A 15071-nucleotide genomic window follows, 5' to 3' on the forward strand; every position below is an offset into this window, starting at 1 on the left:
CTCAGACTCGGGCCCTCGAACAGAACCGGATTGACATGCACAAGCCACCATCGATTGCTTTCGCGAAGCTGACCGCCGCACCGAAGTCCGGCGCCGTCGTTCTCCTCATGGCCGATAAGGGCGGGCTGGGCGATGCAGTTGGCTCGGTCGATCCGTCCGGAGCGCTGACACGTGCGGCGGGTGCGGCCAAGTTCACGGGCAAGATGGCTACGCGGCTGGAGGTCTGGGCGCCCGAGGGAGCGCAGGCCGACCGGTTCTGCATCGTCGGCGCCGGCCAGGTCGACAAGCTGGACGAACAGGCCTGGATCAGGCTCGGCGGCGTCGCCTGCGCGATGGTGCAGAAGGCGGAACAGGCGGCACTCGTGCTGGATCTGCCGGGCGAGGCGCCCGGCGCCGATGCAGCAGCGGCCTTCGCCCTGGGGTTCCTGCTCCGCTCCTATTCCTTCGACAAGTACAAGACCAAGAAGGATGGCAAGGAAAAGGACGAAGAGGGCGAAGCCCCGGCGAAGATCGCCAAGCTGACGATCCATTGCGCCGATCCCTCGCGGGCGAAGAAGGCCTTCGCGGACGTGGATGCCGTGGCGGCCGGTGTATGTGTCGCGCGCGACCTGGTCAACGAACCGGCTAATATCCTCGGTCCCGTCGAGTTCGCGGACCGGGCGAAGAAGCTGGAGGACCTTGGCGTCAGGGTCGAGATCCTGGCCGAGAAGGAGATGAAGAAGCTCGGCATGGGCGCTCTGCTTGGCGTGGCGCAGGGATCGCCGCGCGGCGCACGCCTGGTGGTGATGCACTGGAACGGCGGCAAGGGGAAGGACCAGCCGATCGCCTTCGTGGGCAAGGGCGTCACCTTCGACACCGGTGGGAACTCGATGAAGCCCGCCTCCGGCATGGAGGACATGAAGGGCGACATGGGCGGCGCCGCTGCCGTGACCGGCCTCATGCATGCCCTTGCCGCGCGCAAGGCGAAAGTGAACGTGATCGGGATCATCGGCCTTGTCGAGAATGCCGTCGACGGGCACGCGCAGCGTCCCGGCGACATCGTCACCTCCATGTCGGGCCAGACCATCGAGGTGCTCAACACCGACGCCGAAGGCCGCCTCGTGCTGGCGGATGCGCTCTGGTACTGCAACGACCGTTTCAAGCCAGGCTTCGTCATCGACCTCGCCACGCTGACGGGCGCGATAATGGTTGCACTCGGACAGGCGCATGCCGGCCTGTTCTCCAACGACGACGCGCTCGCGCAACGGCTTTTCGCCGCGGGTCACGCCACCGGCGAGAAGGTTTGGCGCATGCCGCTCGGGCCCGAATATGACAAGCTGATCGAATCCAAGAACGCCGACATGAAGAACATCGGAGGTCGCTACGGCGGCGCGATCACGGCCGCGCAATTCCTGCAGCGCTTCATCAAGGACACGCCCTGGGCGCATCTCGACGTCGCCGGCACGGCAATGGGATCGCAGGCGAGCGACATCAATCAGTCCTGGGGATCAGGCTTCGGCGTGCGGCTGCTCGACCGGCTGATCAGGGACCACTACGAGGCGTGACGGAAATCCTCTTCTATCACCTGACGGAATCCACGCTCGAGGATGCGCTTCCGCCGCTCCTCGAACGTTCGCTCGCGCGCGACTGGCGGGTGGTCGTGCAGACCGGCAGTGACGAGCGCCGCGATTCGCTCGACCAGCATTTGTGGACATTCCGGGATGATTCCTTCGTCGCTCACGGCACCGATCGCGATCCACATGCCGCGGAGCAGCCCGTGCTGCTGACAACCGGCACCGGAAATCCCAATGCAGCGGCGATACGCTTCATCGTCGACGGCGCCCGTGCCCCGACCCTCGATGAATACCAGCGCGCAGTCTTCATGTTCGACGGACATGACGAAGCGCAGGTGGCGCTGGCACGCGACGACTGGCGGGCTGTGCGATCCGCCGGGCATCAGGCGACGTATTGGCAGCAGACACCGGATCGCCGGTGGGAGCGGAAGGCGTAAGCTTTTCCGGGACGGAACTCGAAGGGTCGCCTCGCGGCCCATTTCTGGACATCGCCGCGGGTGCGTGCCAAATCGCGCATCGACGACATGGCCGCAAGAACGGACTGCCAAGCATGCGCTTCTTCTTCCTGATCATCCTTCTTGCCGGCCTCGCACTGGGGGTCGGCTATCCCTGGGCGGTCAGGAACGTCAGCGGATACGAGATCGGCACCTTTCCGGTGTTCGGACAGGCTGGCGGATTCGTGCCCGCCGAAGTCGCGCTGGCACCGTCAGAGGCGCCGGTGAGCGTCACGGTCGAGATGCAGACCTCGGCGCCGTTCACCACCGGCGAGGGTGTGGAGGTCCTGAGGATAATCGCGACAACGGACAACCGGACGGTGCTCACCACCCCGGTCTCCTTCGAGAATGCCGAATCGCGGTCCGCAAGCCCGCAGGGCGGAATGGTCTATCGCGCCGACGTGGCAACCATCGATCCTGTCGACGGAGACGAGAACTACGTCTTCACCGTCGAACAGGGAGATATCGAAGACCTTCCGCTCGAAGGCGTCGTACTAATCCTGAATGCGGGCGCTTTCGAACTCGACCCGCGGGCCGTCCCCATCGGCTACATTCTCATTCTCGTCGGTGTGGTCGGGTTCGTGGCCATGTTCCGCCGCCGGCGCATTATCAATCGCAAGGCGGAAGCCGAGAAGCCGAAGTGGGGCAGGGGAGCCGAAAAGGGCACCGACAAGGAAGAATAGGCGGCCGACGTTTCGGCTGGAGCCTCGCCAGTTCTCCTAGATCTCGGAAAAATCGCCGGAGCGTCCCTTGCCGGACGCGAAGCGCGCGGCTCCGGCGCTGCCTTCCGCCCGAAAGGTTTCCGCGCTCTTCCATTCGTTGGCGAGCGCATGGGGAATGTCGAGCGACCACTGCTCGAGGGCGGACTTTCGGTCGGCGCGCATGCACGCCTGCGGAAACCGGCTGATCTGGCCGGCGAGTTCGAGGGCGGTCTCCAGCGCGGCGCCGTCGTCGCAGAGCCGGTTGGCAAGGCCGATCGCGAGGCACTCCTCGGCCTCGACCTGCCTTCCCGTGAGGATCAGATCCATCGCACGCCCGTGCCCGACGATGCGGGGAAGCCTGACGGTGCCGCCGTCGATCAGCGGGACGCCCCAGCGGCGGCAGTAGACGCCCATGTAGGCCGAGCGCTCCATCACCCGCATGTCGCACCACAGGGCGAGTTCCATGCCGCCGGCGACGGCGGGGCCGGAGATGGCGGCGATGACGGGCTTGGAAAGCGTCAGCCGGGTCGGTCCCATCGGACCCTTGCGCGGCTGGTCGTCATGTCCGTCGAAGCTCGCGTCGAGTTCGTGCTCTGCATACCAGGTCTCGCCCATTCCGCCCGCCGCCCGCTTTAGGTCGAAGCCGGCGCAGAAGGCGCCCGGTATGCCGGCCAGAATGGCCACCTTGAGCGCGGGGTCGCGGTCGAAGGCCGTGAACTCGGCGAACAGCTGCGACGCCATTTCCGGATCGACCGCATTGCGGGCTTCCGGCCGATCGATGGTGACGACCCTGATCTCGCCATGCGTCGCGGCCTTGATGCTCATTCGGCTATTCCTTGCTCGTATTCGGCGGAGAGTTCTAGCCATGTCTCCTCGTGCCGCGCCAGCGCGGCCGCGAGTTCAGACCGCTCCTTGGCGAGCCGGGTCGCCTTCTTCGGATCCTTCTCGTAGAGCGCCGGATTTGCAAGCTCGTCCTCGACACCGTCGAGCTTCTTTCGGGTCCGCTCGATCAGCCCCTCCGTCGCGCGCACCTGCTTCGCCACCGGCTCCATGGCAGCGCGGCGGGCGGCGGCTTCGCGGCGCTTGTCGGCCTTCGACGCCTTGTCCGCCTCGCGCTTCTCGCGTCTGTCCGCCGACCCGCCCGTGATCTGGCTGCGATAGTCGGACAGGTCGCCCTCGTAGGGCGCCACCGTGCCGTCCTTCACCAGCCACAGCCGGTCGGCAGTGGCCTCGATCAGGTGCCGGTCGTGCGAGATCAGGATGACCGCGCCCGGATAGTCGTTGAGCGCGTGGATGAGGGATTCGCGGCTATCGATGTCGAGGTGGTTGGTCGGCTCGTCGAGGATGAAGAGGTTCGGTCCCTCGAACGACGCCAGCCCCATGAGCAGCCGGGCCTTTTCGCCGCCCGAAAGGTCCTTCGCCGCCGTCGTCATCTTTTCGGTCGCAAGCCCCATCTGGGCGACGCGCGCGCGCACCTTGGCCTCAGGCGCGTCCGGCATCAGGCGCCGCACGTGCTCGATGGCGTTCTCCTCCGGGCGCAGGTCGTCGAGCTGATGCTGCGCGAACATCGCGACCTTCAATTGCGGCGCGATGGTCATGCCGCCAGTGTCGAGTTCCAGCCGGCTGGCGATCAGCTTGGCGAAGGTGGACTTGCCGTTGCCGTTGGCACCGAGCAGGGCGATGCGGTCGTCCTCGTCGATCCGCAGCGTCAGGTTCTTGAGGATCGGCTTGCGGGGCTCGTAACCGACCGCGCCGCCCTGGATGGCGACGATGGGCGAGGCCACGCTCTTGACCGGCTCGGGAAAGGAGAACGGCCGCACGGTCTCGTCGCTCCACGCGGCGATCGGCTTCATCTTCTCCAGCGCCTTGATGCGCGACTGTGCCTGCCGCGCCTTGGAGGCTTTGGCGCGGAACCGGTCGACGAAGGATTGCAGGTGCTTGCGCTGCGCGTCCTGCTTGACGCGCGCCTTCTCCTGCAACTCGATCTGCTCGGCGCGCTGGCGCTCGAACTGGTCGTAGCCGCCGCGCCAGAAGGTGAGCTTCTTCTGGTCGAGATGGACGATCGAGGTGACCGCGCGGTTGAGCAGGTCGCGGTCGTGGCTGATCAGGAGCACGGTGTGCGGGTAGCGCGAGACGTAGTTCTCCAGCCACAGCGTGCCTTCGAGATCGAGATAGTTGGTCGGCTCGTCGAGGAGCAGCAGGTCGGGCTCGGAAAACAGCACCGCCGCGAGCGCCACGCGCATGCGCCAGCCGCCGGAGAAGGACGACGCGGGACGCTTCTGAGCTTCTTCGTCGAAGCCGAGACCGGACAGGATCGTCGCGGCGCGTGCCTCGGCGGAGTGTGCGTCGATGTCGGCCAGCCGCATGTGGATTTCCGCGATCCGGTTCGCGTCCGTCGCCGACTTCTCCTCCTCCAGAAGGGCCGCCCGCTCCTTGTCCGCCTTGAGCACGATCTCGATCAGCGCCTCCTCGGTGCCCGGCGCTTCCTGCGCCACCTGACCGATACGCGCATTCTTCGGCAGCGATATGGTGCCGGTCTCTGTCGCGAGTTCACCGGTGATGGCGCGAAAGAGCGTCGTCTTGCCCGTTCCGTTGCGACCGACGAGCCCCGCCTTCGCGCCGGCGGGCAGCGACAACGATGCATGGTCGATGAGAAGGCGCCCGGCAATGCGCAAGGAGATGTCGGAAAGCGTGATCATGGCGGGCTTTTGGCGGACGCTCGCCGCAAAGGCAAGGGGAGGAGCATTTGGCCACTGCCGCGCGGGTGTGTATATTCAGGCTGACGCTACACATCGGAGGTGGCCGTGCGCACCAATATCGAAATCGATGAGGCACTCGTTCGGGAATTGATGGCTCTTACCGGGGCGAAGACGAAGAGACAGGTCGTCGACGAAGCTCTGCGTGACCAGCTCAAATGGCGCAAGGCCGTGAAGGATATCAGATCGCTTCGAGGAACCGTCGAGTGGGAAGGCGACCTCGACGCGATGCGCCGGGACAAGTGATCCTCGCCGATACATCCGTGTGGATCGACTATTTCGCCGGGCGCGAAACCAGTGCGGTTGCACGCCTGGACGCGGCGATCGAGGATCGTGAAATCGTGATGGGCGATCTCATCCTCGTTGAGGTGCTGCAAGGCGCAGGGAGTGAGCACAAGCTTCGCCAGATCGCTCGCAAGCTGTCTCCGATCCCCTGCGTAGTTCTCTGCGGCCCCGACGTCGCTCCTGACGCAGCGGCGAACTATCGCGCGTTACGGCGACGCGGCGTCACGGTGCGCGGCACTATCGACGTGATCATCGCTACGTGGTGCATCAGGAACGGAGCGCAACTCCTGCACAATGATCGCGATTTCGTCGCCATGGAGGGGCATCTGAGCCTGGCCGTGTGGCGCTGATCCGCATTCCCTCCGCGACAGCAGCCCCTCACGCGAACTGCCGACCTTCCTCCGTCCGCTGGAAGTAGATCATGTCCAAGCTCGGAGGTTCGCGGCCGAGCAGGGACAGGATGGTGTGCGCCTGGCCGCGGTGGTGGGTCTGGTGGTTGAAGAAGTGGGCGAGGGCGGGCGCCAGCCGCTGGCTGACGGTCCGCATGTCGGTGACGGTGATGTAGGAGAAGCGGCCGGCGAAGGCCGCCTCGCCGAGGCCGTCGATCCAGCCGAATATCCGCTCGTCCTCGGCTTCGCGCGCGATACGCAGCGGGTCGAGATTGGGATGGATGATCGCGTCGAGAGACCGCGGCGCCTCGCCGTGGGCGGTGAAGCGCTTCATCCAGATGCGGTCCGCGACGAGGACGTGGTTCAGCGTGCCCATCATCGAGCGGAAGAACGCGCCGACGTCCTGCGCGAACTCGGCGTCCGTCAGGTCGGCGGCTGCATCGTAGAGTCGCCCGTTGGCCCAACCGTTATAGGCGGCGAGCATCTGAAAATGGTGCTTCATCCTCTTTTCTTTCCGGTCGAGACGGGTTCAATTGCCGCCTCCATTAACACCTGCCGGGGAGCCGTTCCAATGGCCATTCTGCTCTACGAACTCGTCGGTGCCGACGCCGCGCGGCCGTTCAGCCCGCATTGCTGGAAGATATCGATGGCGCTGGCCCACAAGGGGCTGGAGTACAAGTCCATGCCGGCTCCTTTCACGGCCATTCCCAGGGTCGAAGAGGGCGCGACCAAGACCGTTCCGCTGATCAGGGACGGCGACCGTCTGGTGTCGGACTCCTTCGATATCGCGCTCTATCTGGAGGAGACCTATCCGGACCGGCCGACGCTCTTTGGCGGCGACGGAGGGAAGGCCATGGCGCGCTTCGTGGAGCGCTGGACCCAGCTAACGATCCATACCTATCTCGGCGCCGCGGTGCTGATGGACATCCATGACTGTCTCGATGCCGAGGACAAGGCGCATTTCCGGCGCACGCGCGAACAGCGCTTCGGCAAACCAATCGAGGAGGTGCCGGTCGGGCGCGAGGAGAAGCTGGTGGCGTTCCGGGCTTCGCTCGAGCCGCTGCGCAGTACGCTCTCCGTGCAGCCCTTCATCGGAGGTCAGTCTCCGCTGTTTTGCGATTACATCGTCTTCGGCGCCTTCCAGTGGGCGCGCATCGTCTCGTCGTACCAGCCGCTCGCGGAGGACGATCCCATCCGCGACTGGTTCGAGCGGTGTCTGCACCTGCACGACGGCCTCGGCGCGAAGGTTCCCGCGGCGGCCTGAGGGGCCGCTGGAAGCTTGCCTGCCCGCCATCTTGTCCCCTTGGCATCGTCGGGGGCGGCCTGTATAGAGCCGCCACTTTCCCAATCCGATTTCAGAAGGAACAGACGATGGCGATCGAACGCACCTTTTCGATGATCAAGCCCGATGCCACGAGGCGCAACCTCACCGGCGCGATCACCAAGATGCTCGAGGATGCGGGCCTGCGCGTCGTCGCGTCCAAGCGCGTGTGGATGAGCCTGCGCGAGGCCGAGGGCTTCTATGCGGTGCACAAGGAACGGCCGTTCTTCCAGGAGCTCACGGAATTCATGTCCTCCGGCCCTACGATCGTCCAGGTGCTCGAGGGCGAGAACGCCATCGCAAAGAACCGCGAAGTGATGGGCGCGACCAACCCGGCGAACGCTGACGAAGGCACGATCCGCAAGGCGCATGCGCTGTCGATCGGCGAGAACTCGGTGCACGGCTCTGACGCCCCCGAGACCGCCGCGCAGGAGATCAAGTACTGGTTCTCCGACATCGAGATCGTCGGCTGATCATCCGTCTCGCGGATAAAATATCGAAGGCCGGCCGCTTGCGCCGGCCTTTTTTCTGGCGCGGCGAAGCTCATACGAACGGCGAAGCAATTCGACCGTCCGGGGAGCCCGACTTGTCTTACCCCGACTTGCTTTACGACGTGTCGTTGGGCTTCGGTGCATAGCCGCTCAGGGCGCGGCCCGAGCCCGGTGCGACGGGGCCAGATGACAAGCTGCGCTGCACGGACCGCCAGTCGAACCGGCCCCCGATCGGCAACAGGGCGCAGAGCGCAACCGCCAGCGCGTAGAAGCGCGCGGCGAGGCAAAGAGCATCGTCAGGGTCATTCCCGACCGCCGCGATTCCTTCGAGCGCGGCGGGCGGCATGCCCGCTGCGTCGAAGACGAAGTCCTCCGCCACCATCTCCGCATGGCGCAGGATGAGGAGCACGAGCCAGCGGACCGGCGCGGACCGGCCGGCGACGCGCTCGGCCAGGTCGGCGAACGAGACGAGCAGCGCGATGACGCGCCGCAGCATCCTTTCGTCCACCATTGCCGCCTGCACGTCCATGTCGCGTCCTTTCGCTCACCGGGCATTGTGCCGCCGGTCGCGGGCGCGTGGATGGAATTCGAGGAAGTCGTTGATCCGGCTGGTGTAGGCACCGGTCTCGTCCACGCCGGCAGCCCCCTCCGCTTCGTCATCCTCGGCCGACCGGAGCGCAGCGGAGGGAGAGCCGAGCATCCATGCCTGAGAGGTGGCGAAGGTGAGGTGGCGGAGGAGGGGCTTTCTGCACCACCTCCCGTGGCCGCGATGCCCAGGCGTGGATCCCAGGGTCTGCGCCTCCGCTATCCCTTCCGCTTCGCCTTGGGATGACGAAGGTGGGGGGTGTCCTCGCTAACCGTCGGCGGCGGGCGGTGGGGGTCGGCTGCTCGCGATCGACAGCCGCAACCCGAACTGATGGCGCATTCGGAGCGCCACTTCCTTCAGGGTCTGCGCTTTCGCTATCGCTCCGGCTGCGCCCTGAGATGACGCAGGTGGGCTGGCGATGACTAGGACTTGATTTCCGCCGGCTGATCCCCTGACGCCCAGCGCGACGCGGCGTGGTCGTCGGCATCGCGTGCCTCGACCCATCCGCCTTCTGTCCCGTCGCGGCGGTGTTCCTTCTTCCAGAAGGGCGCGCGGGTCTTGAGGAAATCCATCAGGAACGAGGCGGCCTCGAACGCCGCCTGCCGGTGGGCCGAAGCGGCGACGACGAGCACGATGTTCTCGCCCGGCGCGATCCTGCCATGACGGTGGATGGCGGTGAGGCCGGTCAGGGGCCACCGCTCCGCGGCCTGGCGGGCGATGCGCATGATTTCCGCTTCCGCCATGCCGGGATAGTGCTCCAGTTCGAGCGCGGCGAGGGTGCCCGCGTCGTCGCGGCAGATGCCGGAGAAGGTGACAACCGCGCCGACGTCCCGGCGATCGCGAGACAGGGCGGCCGCCTCGGCGGCGAGGTCGAATTCCTCCGCCTGGATGCGCACCACCGGTGTCACGGGTGCGTCCGGCACGTCATCCTCCGGTCATGGGCGGGAACAGCGCGATCTCCGAGGCGCCGGTGATCGTTTCGCGATGGTCGACATGTTCTTGGTCGATCGCAACGCGGATCACGTCCGGGTGCTGTAAGGCGTGCTCGTAGCCCTCGCCGCGCGCCTTCAGCCATCGCAGCAGGTCCTTCACGGTGGCGACGTCCGGCGGCAGCGTGACCTCTTCCTCCGAGAGGCCGATGCGTTCGCGCACCCAGGCGAAATAGATCAGTTTCATGAGCTTGCCGTCATTCGTCGATGATGTGCCTGATGCCGGCGCGGAAATAGTCGTAGCCCGTATAGAGCGTCACCAGCGCCGAGACCCATAGCAGCGTGATCCCGATCTCGGTCGTATAGGGCAGAACTTTGTCTCCCGCGGGGCCGGCGAGCAGGAATCCGATCGCGACGAGTTGGAGCGTCGTCTTCCACTTGGCGAGCCGGGTGACCGGCACGCTCACCTTCAGTTCGGCGAGGTATTCGCGCAGGCCCGACACCAGCACCTCGCGGCACAGGATGATGATCGCGGCCCACAGCGACCACTTGTCGATGGTGCGATCATAAGCGAGCAGCAGCAGGACCGCCGCGACGAGAAGCTTGTCGGCGATCGGGTCCAGCATCTTGCCGATGTTCGACGTCTGCGCCCAGATTCGCGCGATATAGCCGTCGAAATAGTCGGTGATGCTCGCCACGGCGAAAATGGCGAAGGCGGACCAGCGCCAGAAGTCGGTCGGCCGCGTGCGTCCCTCGAGATAGAAGCAGAGCAGCACCAGCGGCACGGCCAGGATGCGCGCATACGTCAGCAGATTGGGCAGGTTGAATGCGCGTCTAGCCATGAAAATCCGGACCGAAGTGAGCGCTACACAAACCAGATGGAGTGGGCCGGGGTCAACCGCAACCGGCCGGGGCCTTCTTGGGCCACGGACGGAACACTGTTTTTTGTGATTGCAGAGGGCTTGACCGTGCCAAGGCATAGAGTCCCAGGGAAACATCCATCGTTCCTCAGAACAGGCTGGCCAGCAGGTATAAGATCGCGGCCATGAGCCGGAACACCGATTCGATACTCGGCGGGGCTGAACGCTTCTTTCGAGAAGTGGGAGGATCGCCAGGGAGGCGGGGGCGTTTGGACATCGGCGGACGGAATCCTTCATTGATAAGATCAATTTTGGATTCTGTCTCGCAGTACTTTTAGGGACGCCATTTTTCGGGGGTTGGCAAGGAAAAAATCGGGAAATTTTTAGACGCCCAGAGGCCTTGAAGTTGTAATCGATTAAGATATTGAAATAATTGATAAAAATAGAAGCAACAAGAGATAGTTTCCCCAGGAAAATTTGCGTCCAGTTTTTTCCTTCCAAGCACAAGGCGATCGGATTGGATCAAATCCTGATGCTGAAGCTGTGAGTCGAAACCGGATGCGACAATGGTTCGCTTGTGCGTAAGGTGCGCAATCGGCGCGCACGAACGAGATTATCTCGTCAGATTCCCCCTTGGCAAACCCGTCGACGCGCGTTGCGTTCTAGTTTTCGTGGAAATGCTCGTAGATTTGCCGGGCGATTCCGGCCGAGATCCCTTCGACCGTCATCAGATCCTCCACGCCGGCCTTGCCGACCGCCTTGGCGGTGCCGAAGTGGTGCAGCAGAGCGCGCTTGCGCGAGGGGCCGATGCCGTCGATCTCGTCGAGCGGGCTGCGCACCATCTCCTTCTTGCGCCGCGCCCGGTGGGAGCCGATGGCGAAGCGGTGGGCTTCGTCGCGCAGGCGCTGGATGAAATAGAGCACCGGATCGCGCGGCGGCAGCATGAAGGGTTCGCGCCCCGCGACGAAGAAGCGTTCGCGACCCGCGTCGCGGTCCACGCCCTTGGCGACGCCCACGGCAGCCACGCGGTCCTCGATGCCGAGTTCTGAAAGGATCTTGCGCACGGCGGACATCTGTCCCGCGCCTCCGTCGATCAGGATGAGATCGGGCCAGGCGGGGAAGGCGCCGCTGTCATCCTCGCTCTCGCCTTCCGCGCCGCCGCTATCCGCCGTCGCGCCGGGTGACTGGCCGTGTTCCTTGAGCAGCCGGGAGAAGCGCCGCTGCATCACCTCGCGCATCATGCCGAAATCGTCGCCGGGGGTGATGTCGGTCGAGCGGATGTTGAACTTCCGGTACTGGTTCTTCACGAAGCCTTCCGGGCCCGCCACGATCATCGCTCCGACGGCGTTCGTGCCCATGATATGGGAGTTGTCGTAGACTTCGACGCGCCGGGGCGGCCGCTGCAGACCGAAGGCGTCGACCAGTCCGGCCAGCAGCCGCCCCTGGGAGGAAGTCTCGGCCATCCGGCGGCCCAGCGCCTCGCGAGCGTTCTGCAACGCGTGGTCGACCAGGCCTTTCTTCTCGCCGCGTCGGGGGACCGAGATCGTGACCTTGCGGCCGGCTTTGGTGGCGAGCGCCTGGGTGAGCAGTTCCTGCTCCTCGACGACGTGCGACAGCAGGATATGCCGCGGGCACGGCTTGTCGTCGTAGAACTGTGCCAGGAAGGCGCCGAGCACCTCGGCGGATTCCAGCGAGGGGTCGGCCTTCGGGAAATAGGCGCGGTTGCCCCAGTTCTGCCCGGTGCGGAAGAAGAAGACCTCGATGCAGCTCTGCCCGCCTTCCTGGTGGATGGCGACGACGTCCGCCTCCTCGACGGATTGCGGATTGATGCCCTGGTGGCTCTGGACGTGGCTGAGTGCGGCGAGGCGGTCGCGGAAGACCGCCGCGCGTTCGAAATCGAGCGCCTCGGAGGCCTCCTGCATGGCGCCGGAAATCTCCGCCTTCACCTTCTGGCTGCGGCCGGACAGGAAGTCTTTCGCCTCATTGACGAGTTCGGCGTAGTCGGCCTCGCCGATCTCGCCGGTGCAGGGGCCCGAGCAGCGCTTGATCTGGTAGAGCAGGCAAGGTCGCGTCCGGCTTTCGTAGACCGAATCGGTGCAACTCCTGAGCAGAAACGCCCGCTGCAGCGCGTTGATGGTGCGGCCGACCGCGCCGGCGGAGGCAAAGGGGCCGAAGTACTCGCCCTTGCGCGAGCGCGCGCCCCGGTGCTTGAAGATGCCGGGCGCGGTATGGTCGCCGGTCATGAGGATGTATGGGAAGGACTTGTCGTCCCGAAGCAGAACGTTGAAGCGCGGCCGCAAGCGCTTGATCAGATTCGCTTCCAGCAGCAGCGCCTCGATCTCGGTCCGCGTGACGACGAACTCCATCGAGACCGTCTCGCGCACCATGCGTCCGATACGGTTGGTGTGGAACCGGCCCTGCGCGTAGTTCGAGACGCGCTTCTTGAGACTGCGCGCCTTGCCGACATAGAGCACGTCGCCCGCCGCGTTCATCATGCGATAGACGCCGGGCGCGTTCGGCAGACGCTTCACGAAATGGGCGATGACGTCCGCGCCGCTCTTGCCCTCCGCGTCGATCGAAGCCGAATCCCATTCGACCGCCGGCACGTCGGAGGCTGCCGCCGTGGTTTCGAAGGCCTCCAGGTCGGTGTCTTCGTCGCCGTCCGAATCGTCTCCTTCCGCGCCGGGCAGGAAGCCGGCGACGTCGTCACTCTCGGTTTCCGGTCGCGCCTTGCGGCCCGCGGGAAGCGGGCGGTGTTCGGTCTTGGTCGAGTTCATTCGTGCATGCCTGTCACATCGGGCGTCTGCCAGGCAAGATGCTGGCCGCCGTCGAGCGCGATCATCTGGCCTGTGATCGACGGCGTCTCCCACAGATAGCGTATCGTGGCGCCGAATTCCGTCAGCATCGGGCCGGTCTTGAGGAGAAGGCCCTCTTTCTGCTGTTCGAAATCCGATTCGCGCTGACGCTGGTTCCGCAGTGTCGGACCGGGACCGATCGCATTGACGCGGATGCGCGGCGCGTAAGCCTGGGCCATGGTCTGCGTGGCGGTCCACAGCGCCGACTTGGAAAGGGTGTAGGAGAAGAACTGCGGCGTCAGCTTCCAGACGCGCTGGTCTATTATGTTGACGATGAGCGCCGCTTCTCCTTCCGGGAGCCGCCGCGCCATGTCGGACGAAAGCTGGACCGGAGCTTCGAGATGCAGGGCGAAGTGCCGGTCCCAGGTGCTCCAGTCGGGCGATTGCGCTTCGTCCCTGTCGAAGGCAGACGCATTGTTGACCAGGAGGCGGACGGGGCCAAGTTCGGCTTCCGCCGCCTCGATCACCCCGGCCGTTTCTTCGCGATTCGCGAGGTCGGCGCGCACGACCGCAGCCCTACCGCCCTTTTCGACGATCGAGGCGCGGAGTGGCTCGGCTTCCGCGCAGGAGCGGTTGCAGTGGATCGCGACGGCGAAGCCGTTCGCGGCGAGGTCGGCCGCGATCGCCGCGCCGATGCGCCTCGCCGCGCCGGTGACCAGCGCAACCGCCTTTTTCGCCATGATTTCCACCCGCTTCGTTAGTGTTCCATTCATATATGCGGCCGAAACGCGAAAGAAAGCGGCCTCCCGCCGATAGCTGCCACGGTCAGGGCGGCGATAGCCTCTTGGCTTGTCGAGAAGGCCTGGCCGGCAATCTCTAGAGTTTTCATAAACTTGTCGGCATTTCGCATTCGGCCTTCATTGCCGGGAGACGGGTCGGTGTCAGACCCTGTTGCATGAATGACACGTCATCTTTCCGCCATTTCGCCGCCAGCCGATGACCCCTTTTGACCTTCGGTTCAGCCTCATTTGTCACCGACATTGGGAACACGCCCGGCCCGAGAACATTCCTCCCCGCGGGTCGGGGCGCGTTTCAGAGTAGGAGACCGAGCGTCTCCGCAAGTACGGCTAAGGAGCTATGACAATGTCAAACAAGATTCTCTCCGGCAGGAACGTTGCCGCTGCTTTCGGGCTCGCGGCCGTCATGGGCGCCATGCCTGCCTTCGCGGCCGACGTCATCGGCGAGGAGCCGCCGGCACCGGCGCCGATCCAGTACGACCAGGTTCCCGTCGCATCGTGGGCTGGCGGGTACGCCGGTATCCAGGGCGGCTACAACTTCAGCGGCGAAGACGAGGTTCCGGGCAATTCCATCGACACCGATGGCTTCAACGGTAGCGTGTTCGGTGGCTGGAACGGCCAGAGCGGCATGTTCGTCTACGGTCTCGAAGGCGATATCGGCTATGACTGGAGCGACGGCGCCAATGCCGGGGTTGCTACCGATCATGGGCTGAACGGCTCGCTGCGTGCCCGCATGGGCGTCGCCGCGACCGACAACATCCTGATCTACGGTACCGGCGGTGGCGCCGCGGCCCGTGTCGAGGTGTCCGACGGCCTGACCTCCGACGAAAACACCATGCTCGGCTGGACAGCCGGCGTCGGTGCGGACGTCAAGGTGACCGAGAAGGTCTTCGTGCGCGGTGAATACCGCTACACCGATCTCGGCAAGGAAGACTTCGCCCTGACCGGCGGCGCTACGGAAGTGGACTCGACGTCCAACAACTTCCTGCTCGGCCTCGGCTTCAAGTTCTAAGTCCCGGCAGCCGACACAGTCGGCCAGCCAACCAGAACGGCGAAAGGCCGGACCTCATGGGTCCGGCCTTTCGTGTGTCAGGAGAGCGTTCCTCGCGACGGG

General features: G+C 65.1%; 17 protein-coding genes. 8 read left to right on the plus strand and 9 right to left on the minus strand.

Annotation, left to right across the window (positions count from 1 at the left end; genetic code table 11):
* Positions 1-35: 35 nt before the first annotated feature.
* The 3 genes from BSQ44_RS10710 (at position 36) to BSQ44_RS10720 (ending at position 2730) form a co-directional block, all read left to right on the plus strand.
* The gene (locus tag BSQ44_RS10710; protein ID WP_072603899.1) at positions 36-1544 is read left to right on the plus strand and encodes a leucyl aminopeptidase; all 1509 of its coding nucleotides are present in this window, start codon (positions 36-38) and stop codon (positions 1542-1544) included.
* Positions 1541-1990 (plus strand): DNA polymerase III subunit chi, encoded by a 450-nt coding sequence (locus tag BSQ44_RS10715; protein WP_072603901.1) that lies wholly within the window; start codon positions 1541-1543, stop codon positions 1988-1990. The genes BSQ44_RS10710 and BSQ44_RS10715 overlap by 4 nt, the downstream gene beginning before the upstream one ends.
* Positions 1991-2103: 113 nt before the next feature.
* Entirely contained in the window at positions 2104-2730 is a 627-nt protein-coding gene (locus BSQ44_RS10720; protein WP_072603903.1) for a hypothetical protein, read from the plus strand.
* Between the two features lie 36 nt (positions 2731-2766).
* On the opposite strand, the gene BSQ44_RS10725 is transcribed toward BSQ44_RS10720, so the two are convergent.
* Both BSQ44_RS10725 and BSQ44_RS10730 read right to left on the minus strand, forming a co-directional pair.
* Positions 2767-3573, minus strand: coding sequence for a crotonase/enoyl-CoA hydratase family protein (locus tag BSQ44_RS10725; RefSeq protein ID WP_072603905.1), 807 nt, complete (start codon positions 3571-3573; stop codon positions 2767-2769).
* Positions 3570-5447, minus strand: coding sequence for an ABC-F family ATP-binding cassette domain-containing protein (locus tag BSQ44_RS10730; RefSeq protein WP_072603907.1), 1878 nt, complete (start codon positions 5445-5447; stop codon positions 3570-3572). The genes BSQ44_RS10725 and BSQ44_RS10730 overlap by 4 nt, the downstream gene beginning before the upstream one ends.
* A 105-nt stretch (positions 5448-5552) precedes the next feature.
* Here BSQ44_RS10730 and BSQ44_RS10735 point away from each other — a divergent pair, with 105 nt between their 5' ends.
* Together BSQ44_RS10735 and vapC are read left to right on the plus strand one after the other, a co-directional pair.
* A complete protein-coding gene (locus BSQ44_RS10735) occupies positions 5553-5750 on the plus strand; it encodes a type II toxin-antitoxin system VapB family antitoxin (RefSeq protein WP_072603909.1) in 198 nt (65 codons plus the stop codon).
* Entirely contained in the window at positions 5747-6139 is a 393-nt protein-coding gene (gene vapC, locus BSQ44_RS10740) for a type II toxin-antitoxin system VapC family toxin (RefSeq protein ID WP_072603911.1), read from the plus strand. The genes BSQ44_RS10735 and vapC overlap by 4 nt, the downstream gene beginning before the upstream one ends.
* Positions 6140-6167: 28 nt before the next feature.
* Here the strand turns inward: vapC and BSQ44_RS10745 are convergent, their stop codons facing one another.
* On the minus strand, positions 6168-6680 hold the full coding sequence (locus BSQ44_RS10745; RefSeq protein WP_072603913.1) for a DinB family protein: 513 nt from the start codon (positions 6678-6680) through the stop codon (positions 6168-6170).
* A gap of 69 nt (positions 6681-6749) precedes the next feature.
* Between BSQ44_RS10745 and BSQ44_RS10750 the strand changes: the two genes are divergently transcribed.
* On the plus strand, positions 6750-7442 hold the full coding sequence (locus tag BSQ44_RS10750; RefSeq protein ID WP_072603916.1) for a glutathione S-transferase family protein: 693 nt from the start codon (positions 6750-6752) through the stop codon (positions 7440-7442).
* A gap of 107 nt (positions 7443-7549) precedes the next feature.
* Complete coding sequence (ndk, locus tag BSQ44_RS10755) at positions 7550-7972, plus strand: nucleoside-diphosphate kinase (RefSeq protein ID WP_072603919.1); 423 nt, start codon at positions 7550-7552, stop codon at positions 7970-7972.
* Between the two features lie 133 nt (positions 7973-8105).
* Here the strand turns inward: ndk and BSQ44_RS10760 are convergent, their stop codons facing one another.
* From BSQ44_RS10760 to BSQ44_RS10785, 6 genes are all read right to left on the minus strand, one after another.
* Complete coding sequence (locus tag BSQ44_RS10760; RefSeq protein WP_072603921.1) at positions 8106-8519, minus strand: hypothetical protein; 414 nt, start codon at positions 8517-8519, stop codon at positions 8106-8108.
* Positions 8520-8998: 479 nt separating this feature from the next.
* Positions 8999-9499 (minus strand): molybdenum cofactor biosynthesis protein MoaE, encoded by a 501-nt coding sequence (locus BSQ44_RS10765; RefSeq protein ID WP_072603923.1) that lies wholly within the window; start codon positions 9497-9499, stop codon positions 8999-9001.
* Between the two features lies 1 nt (position 9500).
* A complete protein-coding gene (gene moaD, locus BSQ44_RS10770) occupies positions 9501-9752 on the minus strand; it encodes a molybdopterin converting factor subunit 1 (protein WP_072603926.1) in 252 nt (83 codons plus the stop codon).
* A gap of 10 nt (positions 9753-9762) precedes the next feature.
* Complete coding sequence (gene pgsA / locus BSQ44_RS10775) at positions 9763-10347, minus strand: CDP-diacylglycerol--glycerol-3-phosphate 3-phosphatidyltransferase (protein ID WP_072603928.1); 585 nt, start codon at positions 10345-10347, stop codon at positions 9763-9765.
* A 680-nt stretch (positions 10348-11027) separates the two neighbouring features.
* Positions 11028-13142 (minus strand): excinuclease ABC subunit UvrC, encoded by a 2115-nt coding sequence (gene uvrC / locus BSQ44_RS10780; RefSeq protein ID WP_083534685.1) that lies wholly within the window; start codon positions 13140-13142, stop codon positions 11028-11030.
* Positions 13139-13900: an SDR family oxidoreductase gene (locus BSQ44_RS10785; RefSeq protein WP_072603930.1), complete on the minus strand. Its 762-nt coding sequence runs from the start codon at positions 13898-13900 to the stop codon at positions 13139-13141. The genes uvrC and BSQ44_RS10785 overlap by 4 nt, the downstream gene beginning before the upstream one ends.
* 403 nt (positions 13901-14303) lie before the next feature.
* On the opposite strand from BSQ44_RS10785, the gene BSQ44_RS10790 reads away from it, so the two are divergent.
* Positions 14304-14969: an outer membrane protein gene (locus BSQ44_RS10790; RefSeq protein WP_072603932.1), complete on the plus strand. Its 666-nt coding sequence runs from the start codon at positions 14304-14306 to the stop codon at positions 14967-14969.
* The last annotated feature ends 102 nt before the right edge of the window (positions 14970-15071 follow it).

It is taken from the genome of Aquibium oceanicum, from assembly GCF_001889605.1.
GTDB classification, from domain to species: Bacteria; Pseudomonadota; Alphaproteobacteria; order Rhizobiales; family Rhizobiaceae; genus Aquibium; species Aquibium oceanicum.

Excerpts from the sequence above, each read along its gene's own strand:
- BSQ44_RS10710 (WP_072603899.1), top strand. The coding sequence starts at position 36 with ATGCACAAGCCACCATCGATTGCTTTCGCGAAGCTGACCGCCGCACCG.
- BSQ44_RS10720 (WP_072603903.1), top strand. The coding sequence starts at position 2,104 with ATGCGCTTCTTCTTCCTGATCATCCTTCTTGCCGGCCTCGCACTGGGG.
- BSQ44_RS10725 (WP_072603905.1), bottom strand. The coding sequence starts at position 3,573 with ATGAGCATCAAGGCCGCGACGCATGGCGAGATCAGGGTCGTCACCATC.
- BSQ44_RS10730 (WP_072603907.1), bottom strand. The coding sequence starts at position 5,447 with ATGATCACGCTTTCCGACATCTCCTTGCGCATTGCCGGGCGCCTTCTC.
- BSQ44_RS10745 (WP_072603913.1), bottom strand. The coding sequence starts at position 6,680 with ATGAAGCACCATTTTCAGATGCTCGCCGCCTATAACGGTTGGGCCAAC.
- BSQ44_RS10750 (WP_072603916.1), top strand. The coding sequence starts at position 6,750 with ATGGCCATTCTGCTCTACGAACTCGTCGGTGCCGACGCCGCGCGGCCG.
- ndk (WP_072603919.1), top strand. The coding sequence starts at position 7,550 with ATGGCGATCGAACGCACCTTTTCGATGATCAAGCCCGATGCCACGAGG.
- BSQ44_RS10760 (WP_072603921.1), bottom strand. The coding sequence starts at position 8,519 with ATGGACGTGCAGGCGGCAATGGTGGACGAAAGGATGCTGCGGCGCGTC.
- moaD (WP_072603926.1), bottom strand. The coding sequence starts at position 9,752 with ATGAAACTGATCTATTTCGCCTGGGTGCGCGAACGCATCGGCCTCTCG.
- pgsA (WP_072603928.1), bottom strand. The coding sequence starts at position 10,347 with ATGGCTAGACGCGCATTCAACCTGCCCAATCTGCTGACGTATGCGCGC.
- uvrC (WP_083534685.1), bottom strand. The coding sequence starts at position 13,142 with ATGAACTCGACCAAGACCGAACACCGCCCGCTTCCCGCGGGCCGCAAG.
- BSQ44_RS10785 (WP_072603930.1), bottom strand. The coding sequence starts at position 13,900 with ATGGCGAAAAAGGCGGTTGCGCTGGTCACCGGCGCGGCGAGGCGCATC.
- BSQ44_RS10790 (WP_072603932.1), top strand. The coding sequence starts at position 14,304 with ATGTCAAACAAGATTCTCTCCGGCAGGAACGTTGCCGCTGCTTTCGGG.